The sequence below is a fragment of the Cytobacillus oceanisediminis 2691 genome (assembly GCF_000294775.2).
GTDB lineage: Bacteria > Bacillota > Bacilli > Bacillales > Cytobacillaceae > Cytobacillus > Cytobacillus pseudoceanisediminis.
This window is the reverse complement of record NZ_CP015506.1, coordinates 3816964-3836184: the sequence shown is the minus strand read 5'-3', so window position 1 is coordinate 3836184 and position 19221 is coordinate 3816964. Positions and strand designations below refer to the sequence as shown.

General features: G+C 40.5%; 17 protein-coding genes. 9 read left to right on the top strand and 8 right to left on the bottom strand.

Features of this window, described 5'->3' with window-relative positions; genetic code table 11:
* Positions 1 to 39 precede the first annotated feature (39 nt).
* A protein-coding gene (locus A361_RS19250) for an IS3 family transposase (protein ID WP_099049166.1) occupies positions 40 to 1202 on the top strand; the annotation gives its coding sequence in 2 pieces (ribosomal slippage) (positions 40 to 298 and positions 298 to 1202; 1164 coding nt in all).
* A 65-nt stretch (positions 1203 to 1267) separates the two neighbouring features.
* Here A361_RS19250 and A361_RS19245 read toward each other — a convergent pair.
* Entirely contained in the window at positions 1268 to 3979 is a 2712-nt protein-coding gene (locus A361_RS19245; protein WP_019379771.1) for a PBP1A family penicillin-binding protein, read from the bottom strand.
* Between the two features lie 42 nt (positions 3980 to 4021).
* Positions 4022 to 4633, bottom strand: a complete 612-nt coding sequence (recU, locus tag A361_RS19240) for a Holliday junction resolvase RecU (RefSeq protein ID WP_009332707.1) — start codon at positions 4631 to 4633, stop codon at positions 4022 to 4024.
* 197 nt (positions 4634 to 4830) lie between these two features.
* Here recU and A361_RS19235 point away from each other — a divergent pair, with 197 nt between their 5' ends.
* From A361_RS19235 to A361_RS19225, 3 genes are all read left to right on the top strand, one after another.
* Positions 4831 to 5823, top strand: coding sequence for a DUF2515 domain-containing protein (locus tag A361_RS19235; RefSeq protein WP_019379770.1), 993 nt, complete (start codon positions 4831 to 4833; stop codon positions 5821 to 5823).
* A gap of 570 nt (positions 5824 to 6393) precedes the next feature.
* Positions 6394 to 6657, top strand: coding sequence for a hypothetical protein (locus A361_RS19230; protein ID WP_019379767.1), 264 nt, complete (start codon positions 6394 to 6396; stop codon positions 6655 to 6657).
* Between the two features lie 333 nt (positions 6658 to 6990).
* Positions 6991 to 7368, top strand: a complete 378-nt coding sequence (locus tag A361_RS19225; protein ID WP_019379766.1) for a YppE family protein — start codon at positions 6991 to 6993, stop codon at positions 7366 to 7368.
* Between the two features lie 26 nt (positions 7369 to 7394).
* On the opposite strand, the gene A361_RS19220 is transcribed toward A361_RS19225, so the two are convergent.
* Both A361_RS19220 and A361_RS30300 read right to left on the bottom strand, forming a co-directional pair.
* The gene (locus A361_RS19220; RefSeq protein WP_009332703.1) at positions 7395 to 7610 is read right to left on the bottom strand and encodes a YppF family protein; all 216 of its coding nucleotides are present in this window, start codon (positions 7608 to 7610) and stop codon (positions 7395 to 7397) included.
* A 100-nt stretch (positions 7611 to 7710) separates the two neighbouring features.
* Positions 7711 to 7932, bottom strand: coding sequence for a hypothetical protein (locus tag A361_RS30300; RefSeq protein ID WP_019379765.1), 222 nt, complete (start codon positions 7930 to 7932; stop codon positions 7711 to 7713).
* Between the two features lie 13 nt (positions 7933 to 7945).
* On the opposite strand from A361_RS30300, the gene A361_RS19210 reads away from it, so the two are divergent.
* The 3 genes from A361_RS19210 (at position 7946) to A361_RS19200 (ending at position 12007) form a co-directional block, all read left to right on the top strand.
* Positions 7946 to 8503, top strand: coding sequence for a YppG family protein (locus tag A361_RS19210; protein ID WP_236887913.1), 558 nt, complete (start codon positions 7946 to 7948; stop codon positions 8501 to 8503).
* Positions 8504 to 8742: 239 nt separating this feature from the next.
* Complete coding sequence (locus A361_RS19205) at positions 8743 to 9606, top strand: ABC transporter permease subunit (RefSeq protein ID WP_009332701.1); 864 nt, start codon at positions 8743 to 8745, stop codon at positions 9604 to 9606.
* Positions 9599 to 12007, top strand: a complete 2409-nt coding sequence (locus A361_RS19200) for an ABC transporter permease subunit (protein ID WP_019379763.1) — start codon at positions 9599 to 9601, stop codon at positions 12005 to 12007. The genes A361_RS19205 and A361_RS19200 overlap by 8 nt, the downstream gene beginning before the upstream one ends.
* Before the next feature lie 99 nt (positions 12008 to 12106).
* Here A361_RS19200 and A361_RS19195 read toward each other — a convergent pair whose 3' ends face one another.
* From A361_RS19195 to A361_RS19180, 4 genes are all read right to left on the bottom strand, one after another.
* The gene (locus A361_RS19195) at positions 12107 to 12571 is read right to left on the bottom strand and encodes an Hsp20 family protein (RefSeq protein ID WP_009332699.1); all 465 of its coding nucleotides are present in this window, start codon (positions 12569 to 12571) and stop codon (positions 12107 to 12109) included.
* 240 nt (positions 12572 to 12811) lie between these two features.
* The gene (locus A361_RS19190; RefSeq protein ID WP_009332698.1) at positions 12812 to 13504 is read right to left on the bottom strand and encodes a Crp/Fnr family transcriptional regulator; all 693 of its coding nucleotides are present in this window, start codon (positions 13502 to 13504) and stop codon (positions 12812 to 12814) included.
* 121 nt (positions 13505 to 13625) lie between these two features.
* The gene (locus A361_RS19185) at positions 13626 to 14483 is read right to left on the bottom strand and encodes an ABC transporter permease subunit (RefSeq protein ID WP_226280631.1); all 858 of its coding nucleotides are present in this window, start codon (positions 14481 to 14483) and stop codon (positions 13626 to 13628) included.
* 66 nt (positions 14484 to 14549) lie between these two features.
* Positions 14550 to 15443: an ABC transporter permease gene (locus A361_RS19180; protein ID WP_019379762.1), complete on the bottom strand. Its 894-nt coding sequence runs from the start codon at positions 15441 to 15443 to the stop codon at positions 14550 to 14552.
* Positions 15444 to 15657: 214 nt separating this feature from the next.
* Between A361_RS19180 and A361_RS19175 the strand changes: the two genes are divergently transcribed.
* Positions 15658 to 17958 (top strand): DEAD/DEAH box helicase, encoded by a 2301-nt coding sequence (locus A361_RS19175; RefSeq protein WP_019379761.1) that lies wholly within the window; start codon positions 15658 to 15660, stop codon positions 17956 to 17958.
* Positions 17948 to 19207 carry a ribonuclease H-like domain-containing protein gene (locus A361_RS19170; RefSeq protein WP_019379760.1) on the top strand — a complete coding sequence of 420 codons (1260 nt, stop codon included), beginning with the start codon at positions 17948 to 17950 and terminating at the stop codon, positions 19205 to 19207. Before A361_RS19175 ends, A361_RS19170 begins: the two co-directional genes overlap by 11 nt.
* The last annotated feature ends 14 nt before the right edge of the window (positions 19208 to 19221 follow it).

Below are 19221 nucleotides of genomic sequence, written 5' to 3'. Positions count from 1 at the left end.
TATGATGTTCTTACTAGTCTACTTGGAGGGGTTTTTTCTATGGCCAAAAAAGGACAAACCTTTAAAACCTATACAGAGGGGTTTAAGCGAGAAGTTGTTCGTTTGAAGTTGGAGGAGAAATGGTCTTATAAACAGCTTCGAGAACATTTTGGTATTAAAAGTGATGCCCAAATTGCAAATTGGGTTAAAAAAGTACGAAACGGAGAATCATTTGATGACCAGCGTGGGCATTGGAATAAGAAAAACTTTAATAATTTGGAAGAAGAGAATGCCTATCTGAAAGCGCAGGTGGAATACTTAAAAAAGCGCAATCCAAATCTACATGGGAAGGAATGGTCCTAAAAGCAGATCGATTTCAAATTATTGATAATTTAAGGGAAAAGTATCCCCTTGCGTGGCTACTGAAAATTGGGGAAGTTTCAAAAGCAGGATATTACAAGTGGCGCAATACAAATCCTATACGAAGAATCCGTCTTGAGGAGAATATTTTAGTAAAAGAGCATATCTTAGCCATCCACAAAATGCATCCTTACTACGGATATAAACGAATGACAAGGGCTCTTTCCCGGGAGGGAATTGTAGCTAATCATAAACGGGTCAGAAGATTAATGAGGGAATTAGGTATTCGTTCTGTCATTCGCAAGAAACGTCCATTCTATGGACGAAAAGGATCCGTTTTATTTCCCAATGTCTTAAATCGGGAGTTCTTTGCTGAAAAACCGTATGAAAAACTCGTCACAGATATTACTTACATCCGAGTTGGGGATGAGTTTGTCTATCTGTCAGCTGTTTTAGACTTATATAACAATGAAATTGTTTCATGGCAGTTATCTGAAAGGAACGATCTTAAGTTAGTCATAGATACTATAAAACAGCTAGAAGGCAAGCAGTTCGCAAAAAATGCTTTAATCCACTCAGATCAGGGGTTTCAATATACAACCAAAGCATACGAAAAACAAGTGAAGGAGGACCTCCAAGTTATAGGCAGCCATTCAAGAAGAGGAAACTGTCATGATAATGCTTGTATAGAGTGTTTCTTTTCTCATTTAAAGACGGAGAAAGTTTATTTAGTACGTCCCAAAACAATGGAAGAAGCTTACGTAGCAATTCAGGATTATATACATTTTTACAATCAAGACCGTTTTCAAAGTAAATTAAACGACCTTTCCCCGATAGAATATCGAGAAAAGGCCGCAGCTTAGTATACTCTTTTTTCAATGTCTACTTGACAGGGTTATGTGCAAGCCAGCTCTTCATTTCTATTTAGTTATGTGCCAGATCCATTTCCAGAACCGCTCGAGCCTGAAGTGCCGCTGCCATTGCCGTTTCCGCCGCTGCCAGTACCTCCAGTATCTCCAGTACCTCCTGTATCTCCAGCACCCGCTCCATTTCCTTCTCCGGTACCGGTGTCGCCATCTCCGGAACCTTCACCATTACCTTCACCGTTTCCGGCTCCTTCGCCATCTCCGGAACCATCACCGGAACCTTCACCTTCACCATTTCCAGAACCGTCGCCATCTTGGTTTCCGTCCTGGCCGTCTTCACCATTTTGTCCTTCTTGACCTTCCTGTTCCTCTTCGCCAGTTCCATCTTGTCCTTCACCTTCAGTTTCATCTTCTTCGATGACGCCTGGATCAGGGAGTTCTACTTTTACAGAGGCAGGATCACTTTGCTGATCACCTTTAAATGCTGTTACTTTAAAGGTATAAACAGCTCCTGGCTGAGGGTTGGCAATTTTTAAGCCTTTTTCAGAAGTGACGCTAAGCTGCTGATCTCCGCCTTCATTTACGGATACCGTCACTTCAAATTGAGTGCCTTCTGCGTCTTCTGGGTATTCCCATGATAATGCAATTTCATTTGTCTCCTGGTCAAAGTTCGCTGACAGACCAGAAGGGGAGTCGAGTTTATCAAACTTCTCAGACACTTGTGTCGGAGCATTGCCTTTTACAGCATATTCATAAATGATTTGGTCCTTAGGTGTAAATTGGCTTGCCCGTTTGGCAGGGTTGCTTCCTTTTTCAATGGCAACCTCCTCCACGGAGTTAGGGACCTTGAAGTCTTCTGTTTCTTTTCCTTCTGAAACATGTGCCATTAGACTGCTGAAAAGTCTTTGCGCAATTTTTTGCTCATCGCCTGCAGGGATATAGTTTTTTCTATCCTGATAGCCGGTCCATATAGCTGCTGTATAGTTCGTCGTATAACCTGCAAACCATGCATCAGGCACAGCACCACTAGGAATTCCCCATTCCTGTTCCTGTTCATCAGTGTAGTTTGTAGTTCCTGTTTTTCCTGCTACAGGCAATCCTTGAACATCTGCCTGTCGGCCAGTTCCATATGAAGATTTAACTACACTTTTCAGCATGTCACTAATCATAAATGCTGTATAATCTTTCATCACTACTTCAGACTCTGGTTTCAAGTCAAGCTTCGTGCCGTCACGCATTTCAATTTGCTTGATGGCATGAGGCTCAGTGTAAAAGCCATTATTCCCAAAAGCACTATATGCGCCGGCTACCTGCAGAGAGGAAACCTCATATGCGCCGATAGAATATGACTCATACATTTCTTCCATTGGGATGCCTAATCTATTGGTGAATTCTAAAGCCTTATCAGTTCCTACTTCCTGAAGGGTTTTCAGGGCCGGGATATTACGTGAACGGGCGAGGGCTTCACGCATGGACATAGGGCCCATATGTTTTCCGTCCCAGTTATTAATTTTTGTTCCGCCGGAATATGTGTGGGGTTCATCAACAATAGTCTGGTAGGTTCCCCATTTTAGATACTCGATTGCTGGGCCATAATCGACAATCGGTTTAAAAGTTGAACCAGCATGTCTTTTTTGATCTACAGCATAGTTAAACCCGCGTTTTACTTCCTGGTTGCGACCGCCGCCAATTGCTCTTATTTCCCCAGTTTTTGTATCCAGCAAAGTGATTCCTGCCTGGAATTCGTCATCTGGATACGCTACCGCTGCATCAGTGTTTAAGATGTTTTCTACGTGTTTCTGTGCATTTGGATCCAGGGTCGTATAAATTTTTAATCCATCAGAATATGGGTTAAGATCCGGGTATTTCTTTTCTACTTCATCCAAGACAACATCGATGAAAGAATCATATTTTGATTCGTTTGTTTCTCTTTTCTCTTCAGCCACAAGTGTAGATTCCACAGGAACTTTTTGGGCTGCTTCCATTTGTTCTTTTGTAATGAAACCATGCTGATTCATCAGTGAAAGGACAATATTTCTCCTTTTCTCTGCCTTGTCAGGATGATCAAAAGGATTATAATTGTTCGGGCTTTGCGGCATGCCGGCTAAGAGGGCCGCTTCATGCAGCTCCAGCTCATCTAGTTCTTTATCAAAAAAGATTTTCGATGCCGTTAAAACTCCATGCCCTTCTGACATGTAAATCTTGTTCACATACATCTCAAAGATTTCCTGTTTTGTATACTTGCGCTCAAGCTGGAATGCGAGCCAGGCTTCCTGGGCTTTCCTGCTTAGCGTTTTTTCATTATTTAAGAAGGAGTTCTTTACCACCTGCTGGGTAATCGTACTTGCCCCTTCAGAACCAAATCCGCGAGTTACGTTGGCTATTACTGCACCGCCTAATCGAATTAAGTCCATGCCATTATGTTTGTAAAAGCGAACATCCTCAGTTGCCAAAAACGCGTCTTCCACTAGTTTTGGTATGTCTTCATAAGCGACATAATCACGGTTTTCGGAGCCTACATCAGTAATGAATTCGCCCTCCATATCGTAAATCTGTGAAGAAATTGGATCCTTCAGCAATTTTTCATCAAGCTTTGGTGCGTCTTTCACCATAAAAGCAAAAGCGCCTGCTCCTATAAGCATTCCAGCAATCCCGAGGGCAATTAAAATTAGGAAAATACGTTTAAAAGTGCCTGTGCCTTTTTTTCTGCCCTTCTTTTTAGGCTTGGATTGCTGTTTGCGGCGCTCCTCTCTTGATTGATATTTTTCAGTCATATCTATGTTCATCCTTTCTTGACAATGGAACTGTAAAAAAACTTATTTAAGGGTATAAAGATAATCTATTATCTTAATATAGTCAATTCTGGGCTGAAATCCAAGCGGAATGTGGTGGCCATGCATTTCGATTTCCCCCTTGGTAATTGATTTTCTTCCCCCAGCCTTCATTCTCTCCCAGTATGAGAGCAAATAATGTGCCTCTAAAAGGAAAACTTCTTCGGTAGCAGAAAAGCGGAGAAGAACAAAACAAATCCCTTGCTGGGCTAATACCTTCTCCATGTGCTTCACCTGGTGTTCATGAAAATTCTTTAGAGGGAAGGAGGTCGTGTTCTGAGTTTCTTTTGCTTCAAAATCAATATATCTCCCTTTATACACACCATTATAATCTGTTGTTGATGCTTGTTTGAAATATGCTTCTTTAATAACGGCCGCACTTCTCTTTGGATAATCAACCTGGACGATTTGAACAGGCGTTGGTTTTTTATGAATAGTGGCTATTCCATGTTCCAGATAGAATTCATTCGTTTCGTTAATATCTTCCTCCAGTGTCATTCCACGATTGCTGTAGGTCCATTTCTTCTCTGGTGTTAATTTTTTGGCGCTATTGGGAGAAGGAGTATATCTCCTGCCATTAGGATAATGGAAATTCATGCATTCACCTCGTTTTAAACTACTCCCTATAATAACAAAAGTAAGCATGATTTGGTTGAATAAAAAGTTCTAAATAACAAAGTATATAGGAAACTCCATTTGAGCGTTACTTTCCAGTTTTATTCGTTTTACAGAGTCATTTGGAGTGTCTGCCTGCTGGCCAAATACAGACCATTCATTTTCTGAGGTGAAATGCGATGTTTCTTCCTGGGAAATTCTTGAATAGCCATGAGAAAAAGGAACAGGCAATAATGGATCATATTATGAAGATGACTGCAAAATATAACCTGGACAATATTTCAAGAACGGAAGCATATTTCAGATTTTATAAAAAGCATCCTGAGATACGCTGGGCGTTTCTTGCCTCCATGGTGTCTCGAAATGCCGGCTGGAATATGTGTGATCTTGAAGGAAACTGTTTTCCTAAATTGATAGGAAAGAAATTGCGGGACATGCTTTATATTACATATGAAAGGGCCAATTGGCTGATTTTTCAGGATGCATTTCCGCAATTGCTCCTCTATCATTATTCGACGAAAATAAATAGGCCAATGTTTCATTTATTAAAAATTTTTCGTGTATCGGCATTTATGGAACAGGAGTGGCTTTCTTTCTGGAAAAATAGAAATAAAAAGAGGTTAATGATTTCACTGATTATCAATGAACAAAATGTTATCCAAGAACCTGTAATGGAACATGAAATTTATAAGAATAAAGTTTTTCATACATTGCTTTTTTCCTTTCAGGACTATCTTCATTTTAGTTCTGTAATCTTCCCTACTTGTAAAGGGGAATTATACGGGGCAAGTGTCAATGGTTTCCGCTCGGTGTCGAAAAGAATTGATCTTGGAAAACGGCTGGCAGAAATCTTATTTGACACCAGCTATTATGGGGACGTGTATGAATTTGCTTCAGGCACAGTTCATACTGGTTCAAGACATGATTATGAGAAATACTTTGAGGGAAGACAACGGAGAACCACCCCTTTCTTACGCTGTACATACCCGATAATCACCCATCACATTCATCAATTTAATGATTGGTCCGAAAAAAAACGCATTAAAAGTAAATGGGCATCTGAATCTGTTGTCTTAAAGCACCCTGTCCATATTACCAAATGGTATTTGCATAAGCAGAAACAGCTTCATACTGCTGCAAAGCTGGGGAAATTATTTCGCTTGCTTTGTTAGCGGAATAGTGAAAAAAAGCAAGGAATCCCTTGCTTTTTACAATGTCTATGAAATTATAAAATATAACAATGTGGATAACTTTGATGAAAAAATATCTGCATCCAGCTCCAGCGCCTAGCCCCTCGGGTCATAAGCCAAATCACTCCAGAAATCTGCGTGATTCGTCTTATGCCTGTCGGGGCTGATCAAGGCGCTTCCGCCTTTGTTCTTTTAAGTTGAAGGGCGGTCAGGGCCTTCAAGTTTCTTATTGCCATAGCCTGTTTTTGTTTCTTCCAGCTTTTTCGGCTGTGCTTTATTTTGTTTTTCTTTTTCTTTTTTTGCCATTACATTACACCTCCGTTAATTAGTTTGTTCAATGACGCTGTTTTCATTCTTCCGGGGGCTGTCGAAACCATGTTGCTACCATGCAAATAAGAACTTTCTTTGACGAATCACTTCTAGTTTTGTCATGCATGGAGGAAACCTACAAACGAAATAGAATTATGTAGGCACACAGCAAAATTTTCACTGTATCCTTCGTCGTATTTATTGCAGGAAGCAAGGAGAAAAAGAAATCGGGAGGTTTTTTGTATGCAGGGAAAAATGGTAGAAAAAGATGAATTGCTGGCCATGCTTACAGAAATATATGATCAGCTGGAAGAGCTTGAAAATGTCCTGGAGTCTAATTTGTCTGGGCTTCGCCAGGATTGGTATTATGAACAGTCAGAAAAACTGGAGGTTTGCGAAAGCAGGCTGGAAGCGATTGAAGAGGGCATGACGGTAATCAGGTCTGAGGCAGACAATATAGAAGATACAAAAAGGTCAGCAGCAATGAAGCTTGAACTTGGCTTCTAAGTGGCATAGAATAGCAGTATCCTTCAGTAGCTAATGTTGACTAGCTACTTTTATTTTTTAATAAAGCGTATAAGATCTGAAGTTAGAAAACTGTCTAGCTCCAGGCGCCATCGGCTCTCGGGTCTAAGCCAATCCGTCCAAAAGGTTAAAGAGTCTTATGTATGAGGCCCACAGGACATGGAAGGCTTCGTCAGCATAAACATCGCACGACCGAAAGCGATAGCTTTTGGGAGGATGTGGGTCATGCAGACGTTGCCACCGGACGTGGCGTTTTAGTCTGCGTGCCTTTATTAAGCGGGCGCCTTCCGCTATTCTAATTGGAGTTGATGCTGAATGGTTCATGAAAATTCCCTGCTGCAAATGACAGAACAGCTGCTTGAATGTGTGGAAATCTCAGACAGCAGGTTTAAAAAGGTTAAGGAATCAGGTGAGAAGGGTGATTTTTATAATGAAGTCAAACCTTTTGCCGATGATGTTAAATCCATAAATGAAAGATGGAAAGAAGAAGCCCTGGAGTGGATTGGCATTCATAAACCCCGAAATCTTTATCCTCAGCAGATTGAATCTGCTGCTGAACATATTGAACTGGTCTCCATTCAGGCATTTTTCCCTGAAACAAGCAAAACCAGGTTCATTAATTATGTTAATTCGGCCGTGTATGTCCTAAAGCAATTGATAAAATTAGTAGGTGAAGAAAAAAAGGGAACCTGAAATAGGGTCCCTTTTTTAAATATTTCTTATGCATTTACTGAATCCTGGAGGGTGTTATCTTTGTAGCTTTCCGGAACGGCCGCTCCTTGAGCTTCAAGCTCACGAACGAGATTTCGATAATCTGTACTGGAAATTTCATTATGGATATAGGCCTTTTTAGCAAAATCCAATAATTCATTAACATTTTCAGGAGTATACTCCCGCAGCTGATGAAACTTCATTTTTAGTTCGTGAACATTCATGATATTGCCTCCTCAGAATATTGATTCGCGGAGAAATTTCTTCCCCGCAGCCCGGTAAATGAAAAAGGGGACAAGAAACTGTTTTGTTTTTTATATCCTATCATGAAAATTTATTTTTCATCGTTTTTAAAAAAATCAAACTTCCGACATGATTCTTCATAGTTAGACAAAAACGGAAACCGCTTCCATTTTTAATGTTAATTGATCCTTTCACATTCTGGGCAAAACTTTCATATATTATATTGGTGATAATTAGAAGGCTTTTGCCTGGAATTATTGCTAATATACTTATATTTTTTGAATGGGGAGGATGTTTGCCCATGTTTGGCCGAGTAATGAATAGAGCGAGCCATCTGCAGCCATACGGCCATTTAAATCAAAGTATATACATGGATCCATTTTATATGGGGCCGAATGGCCAATTTTATATGAGGCAGCAGCCAATGCAGAATTATAATAATTCTGCTGGACAGTATAACCCTTATTATTTGCCTTATAATATGGAGTATCATCAGCCGCCTCAGATGGCAGGATTGCAGCAGCAAAATTATTCACCAAATCCCTATCCGCAGCATAACTATGACCAAGGATACTACGCAAAGACCGGTTCGAAAAATGCTGGTGTTTTTCAAAACCCATTAGAATCTGAAGATTATTACGGAACTCAGGCAAGCAAGTCCGCTGCGCAGCAGATGCCGTATATGAATCCGTATCCTAAACAATCATTCATTCCTAAACAGCCATCTGGAGTGCAAAGCATTATGAATTCCTTTAAAGCCCAGGATGGTTCGCTTGATCTCAATAAAATGGTGGATACCGCAGGTCAGATGATGTCAGCTGTAACGCAAGTGTCATCGATGGTAAAAGGGATTGGCGGAATATTTAAAGCTTAACTGATCATGGCCGAATAGGCCTTTTTTTTATCTCTTATTTTAATGGCATGGAATTATATATAAAAATCAGACTTGAAAAAAAATTAAATATATTTGAAAATAAAATAGCTGGTCTATTTTTTGCGACTCCCATTGTATAGGAATTATTATCCAGAAGAATTTATCGCATGATTGACAAAGTTTTTTAGATAAAAGTGAAAAGATAGAAAAATGGCTCATGGTCATAAAGGGGGATTTGTATGGTTCGTGCTCTTCAGCAAATATTTATCATATTTATATTAATTTTGCTACTTGCGGCATTGCCAAAAATTATTTCTGTTGATCCATCAAACGGGAGTCTTGATTGGAGCTTTGAAAGTCTACCGCAGATTTATGGAGATTTTATTAAAGAAGTAAGCGGGGGCAGCCTGGGTACCTATCAGCTCGGCCGGCAAACTCGTCCTATAGCGGAGGATATTGCTGATAACTTTACTACCAGTCTGCTAATTGTATTGATTGCTGTGAATGCTTCCTTAGTTATAAGTCTTATTTTCGGGGTATTTATCAGCCGTTTCAAACTAACTAAGCTTTTTGGTGCATTCTTGAATATCCTTGCGTCCATACCCGACTTTATCATCATTGTAATGTCTATGATTCTCGCTGTTAAAATATATAAAATGACGGGGATCAGAGTGATCTCACTAAGGCCGGATGGAGGAGCCCTTAACACCTGGTTTCCAACAGTGCTCGCAAGCTTAGCTCCAACTCTATATCTATTTAAGCTTGTTTCGGTAAAATATTATCAAACAAGCGGGGAGGACTATATAAAGACTGCAGTTGCTAAAGGAATGAGCTTGAATTACATAAATTTTCAGCATGTATTTAAAAATTTGGAGCCATTTATTAAATCTGAGCTAATCAAAGTGATTTCCCTGGCGATTGGCAATCTCTTCATTATTGAACATATTATGAATGTCTCCGGCATAACTAAATTTATTTTTCAGAGCAATGAGGTCCAGCCGATCGCAATTGGCTTGTTTGCCATGCTTTTGATTTCTCTAATTGTCTATATTTCTAACAGGCTCATATTCTATCTGTTTAAACGGGGTTTTATCTATGAATAAGCTGCTAAAAATAAATTACTCCTTGATTATCGGAATTCTTATGGTTGCAGGCTTGCTTTTTTTCAGCATATTTGGACCTTATCTTGCACCGCATTCATTGACTGCAGCATTGGAAACACAATATACAAACGGGAAGGTTTTGGCCCCGCCATTAGAGCCCTTTGAATCACCCTCCTATCCGCTGGGGACAGACAAATGGGGCTACGACCTTTTGTCCATGATTTTATATGGATTAAGATACACTGTTTTTATTGCAGCTGCTGTTACGATGATTAAAATGGCTTTCGGAACAATCATCGGTTTGTATGCTGGCACATTGAAACGGACACCAGGCTGGCTGATTGCTTTTGAAAATGCCTGGAGCTATGTTCCGCTGTTTCTGATCCTGTATTTTTTCCTGGCGCCAATAAGCTTCAACAGCAGCCTTAAACAAAATGTATTAATAGTCTACTTTATAGTTATTGCGTCGGTCATCAGCATTCCTAGCATCGTGTCATCTGTAAGGCTTAAAACCGCTGAATTATATAAGTCCGTTTATATTGAAGCGGCCAAAGCACTGGGTGCTGGAAAACACCGTTTGATTTGGAAGCATCTATTTCCTCAGTTAAAGGAAACTTTCCTTGTTATGTTTATACTTGAAATTGTGTATGTGATTGCTCTTATGGGCCAGCTGGCGCTTTTAAATATTTTTGTCGGCGGAACCATTATGAGATTTGACCCCATCATATACCTATCAGCTACAAAAGAGCTCGCAGGGCTGGTTGGGCAGGCGAGGTTGAATATCTATGGAAACACTCATATATTAGTTGCGCCACTTGCAGTCCTTTTATATACAACAGTATCCTTCAGCCTTCTGGCAAATGGATTGAAGAATCGATTTCAGTCAAATTATCAGCGTACACCGTGGATTAGGACAGGGCATGAACCATTAATTCAGCCTTCCAGAAAACAATATGGCCAAAAAAAGAAGTTTTGGTCATTTTCTGCCCCAAAAGCAGCCTTTTCTTCACTAGTCATTGCTTTTGCTGGTGCTGGAATTTATGTAATGGCAGCAAAAGATGCCAATATTGGCGTTAAAAGCGGCAGCCACTCGGATTACAACATTGATCTGAAAATGAATGGCGAAGGTTATTTCACTGCCAATGCTAATATCCAAGTGAAAAACCAATCAAATAAAGAATGGGAAGACCTTGTATTTTATTTCATTCCAAACGTTTTTGCAGAGGGACATACATTTGATTCAGTCGAGGGAACATCTGAGGCAGATATCGGGAAGGTAACAGTGAACGGGCAAAAAGCGTCATTTATGCTAAAGGGTGATACGTTAACCATAAAGTTAAAACCTGAAATGAAAGATAAAAGAAGACATAATGTAAAGATCGAATATGGATTTACAGTCCCTGACAAAGGCAGCCGCTTTTCAAAAGTAGACACAAACTATTATCTTGCTCAATGGTACCCTATGGCTGCAGTTTATCAAAAAGGCAAATGGAATAAAGAGCCGTATATGGAAGGACTGGAAACATTTCATACAGGCTTCTCTGATTTCAACGTTTCCTATAAGCTTCCGAAAGGGTATTCTCTGGCTTCCACAGCAGACAAAGATCCTGCAGAAGGGAAGAATGAAGGGCATATTAAAGCCAAAAAGGTCAGGGATTTCTTCATTGCTGTCATGAAGGATATGGAAGTTCATGAAACGGAAGCGAAAGACGGCGTGAAGGTCAGATTGTTTTCAAGAAGCAATCATGACAAAGACCCTGTAGCTTCATTGACACTGGCCAAAAATGCATTAACATTCTATCAGGATCATATTGGAGACTACCCGCATGAGCAGCTTGACATCGTTTTAGATGATGGACAATTTATGGAATATCCCGGTATTGTAACCATTAACCCTTATATTGATGATAAGAGATTTTATGATATATCTATTGTTCATGAAATTGCGCATCAGTATTTTTATGGAGTAGTGGCCAATGACCCCTACAATAATGCGTGGATTGATGAAGGAATTACTGAATTTGCCACCTCTATGTATTTCTATGCAGGTCAAAACCAGGCTGAAAGACAGGCATTTGGCATTTCCCATTTTCGAATGGAGGCCATTGAAGAAGCTGGACTTGGAAGGCAATATTCAAATGTGCCGGTTAATGAGGTAAAGCATTCAGGCTATATCTATGGGCAGCCTTCTCTGGAGATTTTACAGATGATTCAGGAAAAATATACCCTAAAAGGAGAATCCCCTAAAGCCGTGGGGATGCAGTTCCTGTCAGATTATTATCAAAATTTCCGTTATAAAGAGGTCGATACAAAGGAGTTTATATCCTTCACAAAAGATTACTTCAGTGTTCCGACCGGTTATTTCAATAATTGGATTGATACATCTAAACTAGACAGCTAATTAGTTCATTTAAACAAAAACAAGCAGTCATTGAGCCTGCTTGTTTTTGTTTAACCAGGCCGCATTAGTGAATTAATTTTACCTGGCTTGCAGGCAGGATCAGCTTTCATCGATTACGATTCTTTTTCCCTGCTGCTTTGGCACCGTGATTTGCAGAAGGCCGTTTTGGTAAACTGCCTTTACTTTCTTTTCATTAACTGGCTGGGGAAGCGGAACGGTCCGGCTGGAACGCTGCATGCTTTGCTGTCTTCTAAAGATTTTATTTTTCTCATCCTCTTCTGTCACCATCTCAGAGGACTTGACAGAAATGGTTATATAATTGTCCAGGATGTCAATTTGTATTTGCTCTCTATTTATTCCTGGAAGTTCTGCACTAATGATATGTTCTTTTTCGGTTTCCGCAACATCGACATGAAAGGAAGAAGAATTTGGGAAGGGATTCTTAAAGAAATCATCCATGGTCTGCAGAAATCCTCTAACGGGTTTTTCATGAAAAAGCTGATTCATCGATTTCATTAAATCACCAAAAGGCTCATTTCGGTCTTTTTTCTTTGGATCCTCCATATACATCCATCCCCTCTCAAACAGGATTTTTCAACATATCCTATGCTGCCAATTGGGTGGATGTTCCTGTTGAGCAAATAAGGTTAAAAGAAAAGCGGAAGCGCCCTTTGGAACAAGTAAAACCGCTTGTTCCTGCGACTGCGAGAACCTCCAAGGAATCTTTCCTTTGGTGCTCACGGCCGAAACCTCGAGGGAGTAAACGCTTGAGCTGGAAAATAGAATAAACCGCATAGGCGGTTTTTAAAAGATTGTCTCTAAGAGCTGATCAGGGTTTATGATTAAATGTCCATCCTGATCTGTTTCAATTAACTTTTCTTTTTTCATTTTGGTTAAAGTCCTGCTGACCGTTTCCCTTGTAGTGCCAATCATATTGGCGAGGTCTTTATTGGTGAAGTCCCCTTTTAAAAGAAAGCTGCCGTTTTCAAGCGTTTTTCCATGCATTTTGGCTAGACGGACAAGTAATTTGATAATTTGTTCATAAGTATTGTTTAAAATTTGCGCTTCCAGCCGCTCCTGAAGATCAACAATCTTCTCGCCCAGAACTTTAAACACCTTAATGCATAGCACGGGATTTTCAATTAGTACCTTTTCAAATTGCGAAATTGGTACAACGACGAGTTGAGCATTTTCAAGCACCTCCGAAAAAGCCGGATATCCCCCTTTTCTGAAAAATCCTACGTGAGGAAACATCTCGCCTTTTGTTAAGATGGCAACAATCTGCTCTTTTCCATTAATATCACTTCTATAAATCTTAACTCTGCCGTTGTTAATAAAATAAACATTATCCAGCGGGTCATCCTGAAGAAAAACATGGCTTCCTTTTTTCCAATCCCGTGAAATTGATATCTCTACCACTTTATCGAGCTCTTCATTGTTCAGTTCTTTAAATAGAGAGAACTGGGAAAGAACTCCCTTAATTTCTTCTGCTCTCATAATCCACCTCTTGCGTCTGTCCTATAAAGCTTATTGTAACAAAAAACATTCTTAACGTTCATATAAAGAAAAGCTTATTTTAAAATCAGTTTCCTTAAAGAAGATAGTCCGGCTGGGACGTCTAAATATATCGGACCTTCTTGGTGAAAAATGATTTTAATCCCTGAGCGAATATATTAAACGTTAAGATGGCACAGGTCATTGCAAATGCTGGGAAGAAAGGAATCCAAATCGGGCCTCTTATATCCTCAAAGGCTTTCATCAGCATCATAGGCCAAGAAATCGAATTATTGACCAATTGCCAATCTCCTCCCATGGATTGAACTAAATCCTGGGAAATAAAAATGCCGACAAACCCTAATTGACCAAGTAAAAACATGACTTTTCCAAGGTCTGTAACCATATATACAAGAAGCTTGCTAAATAGAAAAGGCAGATAGTATGTTCTGAAAAGCCTGTATGGTGAAGCTCCAGCAGCAATCCCTCCATATATATATTCTTTGGAAGAAATCTGATCAAATTCCAGCTTTATCATTTCTGCGGCACGGGGCATTTCTGCCAGACCTATAATTAGGAGCAGGAATAGGGGCCGGTGTTCAGTTAACAAAAATGGCGGAAGCATGGCAAGAAGCATGACAATGATGATGGTCGGAATATATGACAGCAGTCCATTAAGCCATTTAAGGAAGAGGTGTGTACCCATCCATTTTTTGTGCGCAAGAAAGGAGAGCGGAATTGCCAGTGTATATCTCAGGCCAGTTATACAGGCGACCAGCAAAATGGTTTCTTTTGCGCCCAATATAATCAGGCTGAGTAAATCCCTTCCGCTTTTGTCAGTGCCGAATATGTATTCCTCTGATGGCGGATAAGGCGGTATAACGGGCTTTTTATCCTCATTAAGGATGTAAGTAATCTTTGTTAACTCGCGGTCTACAAAAGGAAGATAAGGTCCGGCAAACGTGATTGCCAATAGTAGCATCAGAAAAACAGTTCCTGTGCAAAATAGGGCATGTCTCTTAAACCATATTAAAACGCGCATACTCCATCACGCCCTTCCTTTTGGCATGAGCCAGAATTTTGCTATCTGTGAAAGGATAATAGTAATAAACATGATAAAGAGAAAAGGGAGCATCAGGGACAGTGCCTTAATTTCATCATTAGATGTTATGCTGAATAGAAGCTCCTTGCCTGCCCCATTATAGCCAGCCAGCTTTTCAATGATTGGCAGACTGGATAGGATATAGAGCATCACCAGCTGCGCCTGGTTCAAAATGGGGGACCAGCAATTCCATAGCATATGCAGGAGTGCTTTAAAGTCGCCAAGCCCTTTTGCATAGGTGGTGCGCACATACTCTTCGCCCATTTCATTTTCAAGTGCAGCCGAGGTAAAACGGGACATGTGAAGAAATGGAAACACGGATAAAGAAATGAGCGGCAGTAAAAAGCTATACCAATTTTCATGCCCATATAGCTTAAAGTAAGGAAGCCCTTGCTGCATCAACAGAATCAGAAGGTATTGAATGGCAATAAAAAGAAAAAAATCGGGTATGGAAGAAAACAGCCAGGAAAGAAAGTTCTGAAGCTTCCCGGAAAATTTTTTTCTCCTGTAAAATTGGAGTGCACCCATCAGTGTGCCAAGCAGCATGCTGACCATGAAGGCCGGCAAAATAATCTTAATGCTGCGCTTAACAAATATCGCTGATTCCTCACTGACTGGGCGTCCGCTCCTTGCATCACCCAAACCTTTTTCAGTTACTATATAAACAGTGAAATCTTGTATTCTCTCTTTATATAATTCAAAGCTAAAGGGGTAATCCGCTTCAACATGAAACGCCGAAAAAACAGCTATTTCTTGTTCCCGGGGAAGAAGAAGAATCAGGATAAATCCAATTAGAATTAACAAAAACACCGCTGCTGATTTTAAAATGCTGTAAAGCATGGCTTCACCTCTTAAAAAAATGAAAAATATACATAATATTGTCCTATATTTAGAACTTTCAGTCAATTTTTCCCATGAAGTCTAATTTAGGGAATTGAGGACGAAGGATTTTAGAGTTTAATAGAATATTTCCATAAAAAGTTAATGGGATTTAAGAGTTTGCTCTGTTAGAACGAACGTTTATTCGCTAGAATAGGGGTATGAGGTGAAATAGATGAAAGTGCGTAAAAATCTGCCTGAAATCATGAAAGAACTTATATCTGAACAGCAATATAAAGATAATATTGTCCATTGGCATACAATAGAAGAAAAAGAGGCTAAGACTGCCGGCCTTCCGGAAGACATACATCCGTCTTTAATAGAAGCATTGCAAAAGAGGGGCATTACAAGGCTTTATACACATCAAAAAACATCTTATCGGGCAGCCATGAATGGGGACAGTCTTGTGGCAGTTACTCCAACGGCCTCAGGCAAAACACTTTGCTACAACCTTCCAGTCCTGCAGACGATCGTCAATGATCCAGATGCAAGGGCGCTTTATATGTTTCCGACAAAAGCCTTGGCTCAGGACCAAAAAAGCGAAATCAATGAAATCATCCAGGAGTCCGGATTGGATATCAATTCCTATACATACGACGGGGATACACCAGCAAATATTCGGCAAAAGGTACGCAGGGCTGGGCATGTGGTTATAACAAACCCGGACATGCTTCATTCGGCGATATTGCCCCATCATACAAAATGGGTGTCTTTGTTTGAAAATTTGAAGTATGTGGTCATAGATGAACTTCATATTTACAGAGGGGTATTTGGCAGTCATGTAGCCAATGTCATACGCCGCCTTAGACGGATTTGCCGTTTTTATGGAAGTGACCCCATTTTTATCTGTACTTCTGCAACAATTGCAAATCCATTGGAACTCGCAGAAAAGCTTACAGAAAAGCCGATGAAACTTGTAGATAATAATGGAGCCCCGAGCGGGAAAAAACATTTTGTATTTTACAATCCTCCTATTGTCAATAAACCGCTGAATATTAGAAGAAGCGCTACTCTAGAAGCGAGAAAGCTCGCAGGTGAACTACTGAAAAATAAAATCCAGACCATTGTGTTTGCAAGAAGCAGAGTCAGAGTCGAGATTCTGCTGACATACCTCCAGGAGCTTGTAAAGCATAAGTTGGGACCTAAAGCCATTCGGGGTTATAGAGGCGGTTATCTGCCAACTCAGAGGCGGGAAATTGAAAAAGGACTTCGTTCAGGGGAGATTTATGGAGTTGTCAGCACAAATGCGCTTGAGCTCGGAGTGGACATCGGACAGCTGCAGGTTTGTATTATGACCGGATACCCCGGTACAATTGCCAGCTCATGGCAGCAGGCTGGCCGTGCAGGCAGAAGGCATGGTGAATCGCTTGTCATCATGGTGGCAAGCTCCAGTCCGCTTGACCAATATGTTATTCAAAACCCTGATTACTTTTTTAATAAAAGTCCTGAAACAGCCAGAATTAATCCAGATAATCTTATTATTCTGGTGGATCATATCAAGTGTGCAGCCTATGAGCTTCCTTTTAATGCCGGGGAACGTTTTGGCACCTTTGAAACTGAAGAGGTATTGGAATACCTGGCAGAAGAAAGGGTACTGCATCAAAATGGAGATAAATTTTATTGGATGAAAGACTCATTTCCTGCCCATAACATCAGCCTCCGTTCAGCATCACAGGAAAATGTCGTTATAATCGATCAATCGGATATCGCGAATGTGAAAGTTATTGGCGAAATGGACCGCTTTTCCGCTATGACCCTTCTGCATGAAGAAGCAATCTATCTCCACCAGGGGACCCAGTTTCAGGTGGAAATGCTTGATTGGGAAGAGAAAAAAGCATTTGTCCGCGAAGTGGATGTAGACTATTTTACAGATGCTAACCTGGCAGTTGAGCTAAAGGTGCTGGAACAGGATAAACTCAGATCATCCACCATTGGGGAAGTAGGGTTTGGGGATGTAAGTGTTGTGGCAATGGCTACGATCTTTAAGAAAATTAAGTTTGAAACACATGAAAATATCGGATCCGGTCCAATAACACTTCCGGAAGAAGAACTTCATACAAGCTCAACCTGGCTTTCGTTTAACAAGGAATCCTTAAATTATAAGCAAGACCGGCTTGAGCAGGGACTCATCGGAACAGCACATGCGCTTAAACATATTGTGCCTCTTTTTGTTATGTGCGATCCTCAGGATGTTCATGTTGTCCCACAGGTAAAAGCGGCCCATAATGAAAAGCCGACGATCTTTTTTTATGACAGGTATCCCGGCGGGGTAGGGCTAAGCGAGAAGATTTTTGGGGGAATAGAACATATCATGCACGAAACGATGGAAATGGTCAGCAGATGTTCATGTGAGCATGGGTGTCCTTCCTGCATTGGAACTGATACCTCTTCAGAAACCGCGAAAAAAGACGTACTCAGGATTCTCAGCTCTTTTAAAAATGGAGTTAATCGAGCAGGTGATAGACTTGTCCATTAAAAACAAACTGAACAGGCTAAAGGGCCATCTCGGTACAGAGAAGGATAAACAGCCATCACCCGTCAAGTTGTCAAAGAATAATATCGATGTGCCATTTAAAGAAGTATGGGAAGCCGAAAGTGTCTATCCATATTATTTTGAAGACTCCTATTGCCTTGTGAGGGAAAAGGAATATAGCCTTGATCAAATGCATGGAATCTATTCTTTTGGCCAGTTTACAGCGGCGGTGGAGGCCTGGAATTCTTCAGGCATCAGGCATCCGCTGTCTGCTGCCGGACATGGGCCGGAAAATCTTTTCTTCTTTGATACAGAGACAACAGGCTTAGGCGGAGGGACTGGAAACACTATTTTCCTGCTTGGCCAAGCCAGTCTGCACGGAGATAAAATAAAGCTGAAGCAGCATATCCTTCCTCATCCTGGAGCCGAGATTCCATTGTATAAAAGCTTTCTTGAAAGCATTGATTATTCAACAATGGTGACATACAACGGGAAGGCTTTCGACTGGCCGCAGGTAAAAACGAGGCATACCCTTCTGAAGGAGCATGTCCCCAAACTTCCTCCATTTGGCCATTTTGATTTGTATCATGCAGCAAGGAGAATGTGGAAGCACAAACTCGAGAGGATAAAACTTACTGCAGTGGAAAAAGATGTTTTGGGGATCGAAAGAAAGGATGATATTCCGGGTTTTCTGGCACCGATGATCTATTTTGATTTTGTGGAAAGAAAAAATCCTGAAGGAATGCTGGGAATAATTAAACATAATGAAATAGATATTTTGTCCCTGATCAGTCTTTATACACATCTTTCTTTCCAAATAATGCAGCTGGATGAAAAACAGACTCCCCGTGAGGTCTATGAAGTAGGAAGATGGCTTTCGACATTGGGTGAATCTTCACAGGCGAAGACAGCCTTTAATAGAATATCTGAAGGAGAGTCTTCTGAAGCTTTGGATGCCAGGTTTGCACTGGCTTTTGAGCATAAGAAACATAAAAATTGGGATGAGGCGGCAAAATTATGGAAGGATATTGCTGAAAAAGGCTTGATGAATAGGAAGGTAATATCATGCATTGAACTGGCCAAGATCTATGAGCATCGCTTAAAGGATATAGGCCAGGCAATTATATATGCGAAAAAAGCTTTTAACATGATGAAAGATATCTCAGGTGGCGAAACAGAAAAGCTGAAAATAAAACAGGAAGAATTGCATCGGCGGATTGTACGGCTTGAACGAAAGTTTAATCGAACTTAAATTTCCCTGTAACA

What these genes read in the sequence shown, in the direction of transcription:
- A361_RS19245 (WP_019379771.1), bottom strand. Translation starts at nt 3,979, where the DNA reads ATGACTGAAAAATATCAATCAAGAGAGGAGCGCCGCAAACAGCAATCC.
- A361_RS19200 (WP_019379763.1), top strand. Translation starts at nt 9,599, where the DNA reads ATGAATAAGCTGCTAAAAATAAATTACTCCTTGATTATCGGAATTCTT.
- A361_RS19185 (WP_226280631.1), bottom strand. Translation starts at nt 14,483, where the DNA reads ATGCTACTATTGGCAATCACGTTTGCCGGACCTTATCTTCCTTTTGTA.
- A361_RS19180 (WP_019379762.1), bottom strand. Translation starts at nt 15,443, where the DNA reads ATGCTTTACAGCATTTTAAAATCAGCAGCGGTGTTTTTGTTAATTCTA.
- A361_RS19210 (WP_236887913.1), top strand. Translation starts at nt 7,946, where the DNA reads ATGAATAGAGCGAGCCATCTGCAGCCATACGGCCATTTAAATCAAAGT.
- A361_RS19175 (WP_019379761.1), top strand. Translation starts at nt 15,658, where the DNA reads ATGAAAGTGCGTAAAAATCTGCCTGAAATCATGAAAGAACTTATATCT.
- A361_RS19220 (WP_009332703.1), bottom strand. Translation starts at nt 7,610, where the DNA reads ATGAATGTTCACGAACTAAAAATGAAGTTTCATCAGCTGCGGGAGTAT.
- A361_RS30300 (WP_019379765.1), bottom strand. Translation starts at nt 7,932, where the DNA reads ATGGGCAAACATCCTCCCCATTCAAAAAATATAAGTATATTAGCAATA.
- A361_RS19205 (WP_009332701.1), top strand. Translation starts at nt 8,743, where the DNA reads ATGGTTCGTGCTCTTCAGCAAATATTTATCATATTTATATTAATTTTG.
- A361_RS19190 (WP_009332698.1), bottom strand. Translation starts at nt 13,504, where the DNA reads ATGAGAGCAGAAGAAATTAAGGGAGTTCTTTCCCAGTTCTCTCTATTT.
- A361_RS19225 (WP_019379766.1), top strand. Translation starts at nt 6,991, where the DNA reads ATGGTTCATGAAAATTCCCTGCTGCAAATGACAGAACAGCTGCTTGAA.
- A361_RS19230 (WP_019379767.1), top strand. Translation starts at nt 6,394, where the DNA reads ATGCAGGGAAAAATGGTAGAAAAAGATGAATTGCTGGCCATGCTTACA.
- recU (WP_009332707.1), bottom strand. Translation starts at nt 4,633, where the DNA reads ATGAATTTCCATTATCCTAATGGCAGGAGATATACTCCTTCTCCCAAT.
- A361_RS19195 (WP_009332699.1), bottom strand. Translation starts at nt 12,571, where the DNA reads ATGGAGGATCCAAAGAAAAAAGACCGAAATGAGCCTTTTGGTGATTTA.
- A361_RS19235 (WP_019379770.1), top strand. Translation starts at nt 4,831, where the DNA reads ATGTTTCTTCCTGGGAAATTCTTGAATAGCCATGAGAAAAAGGAACAG.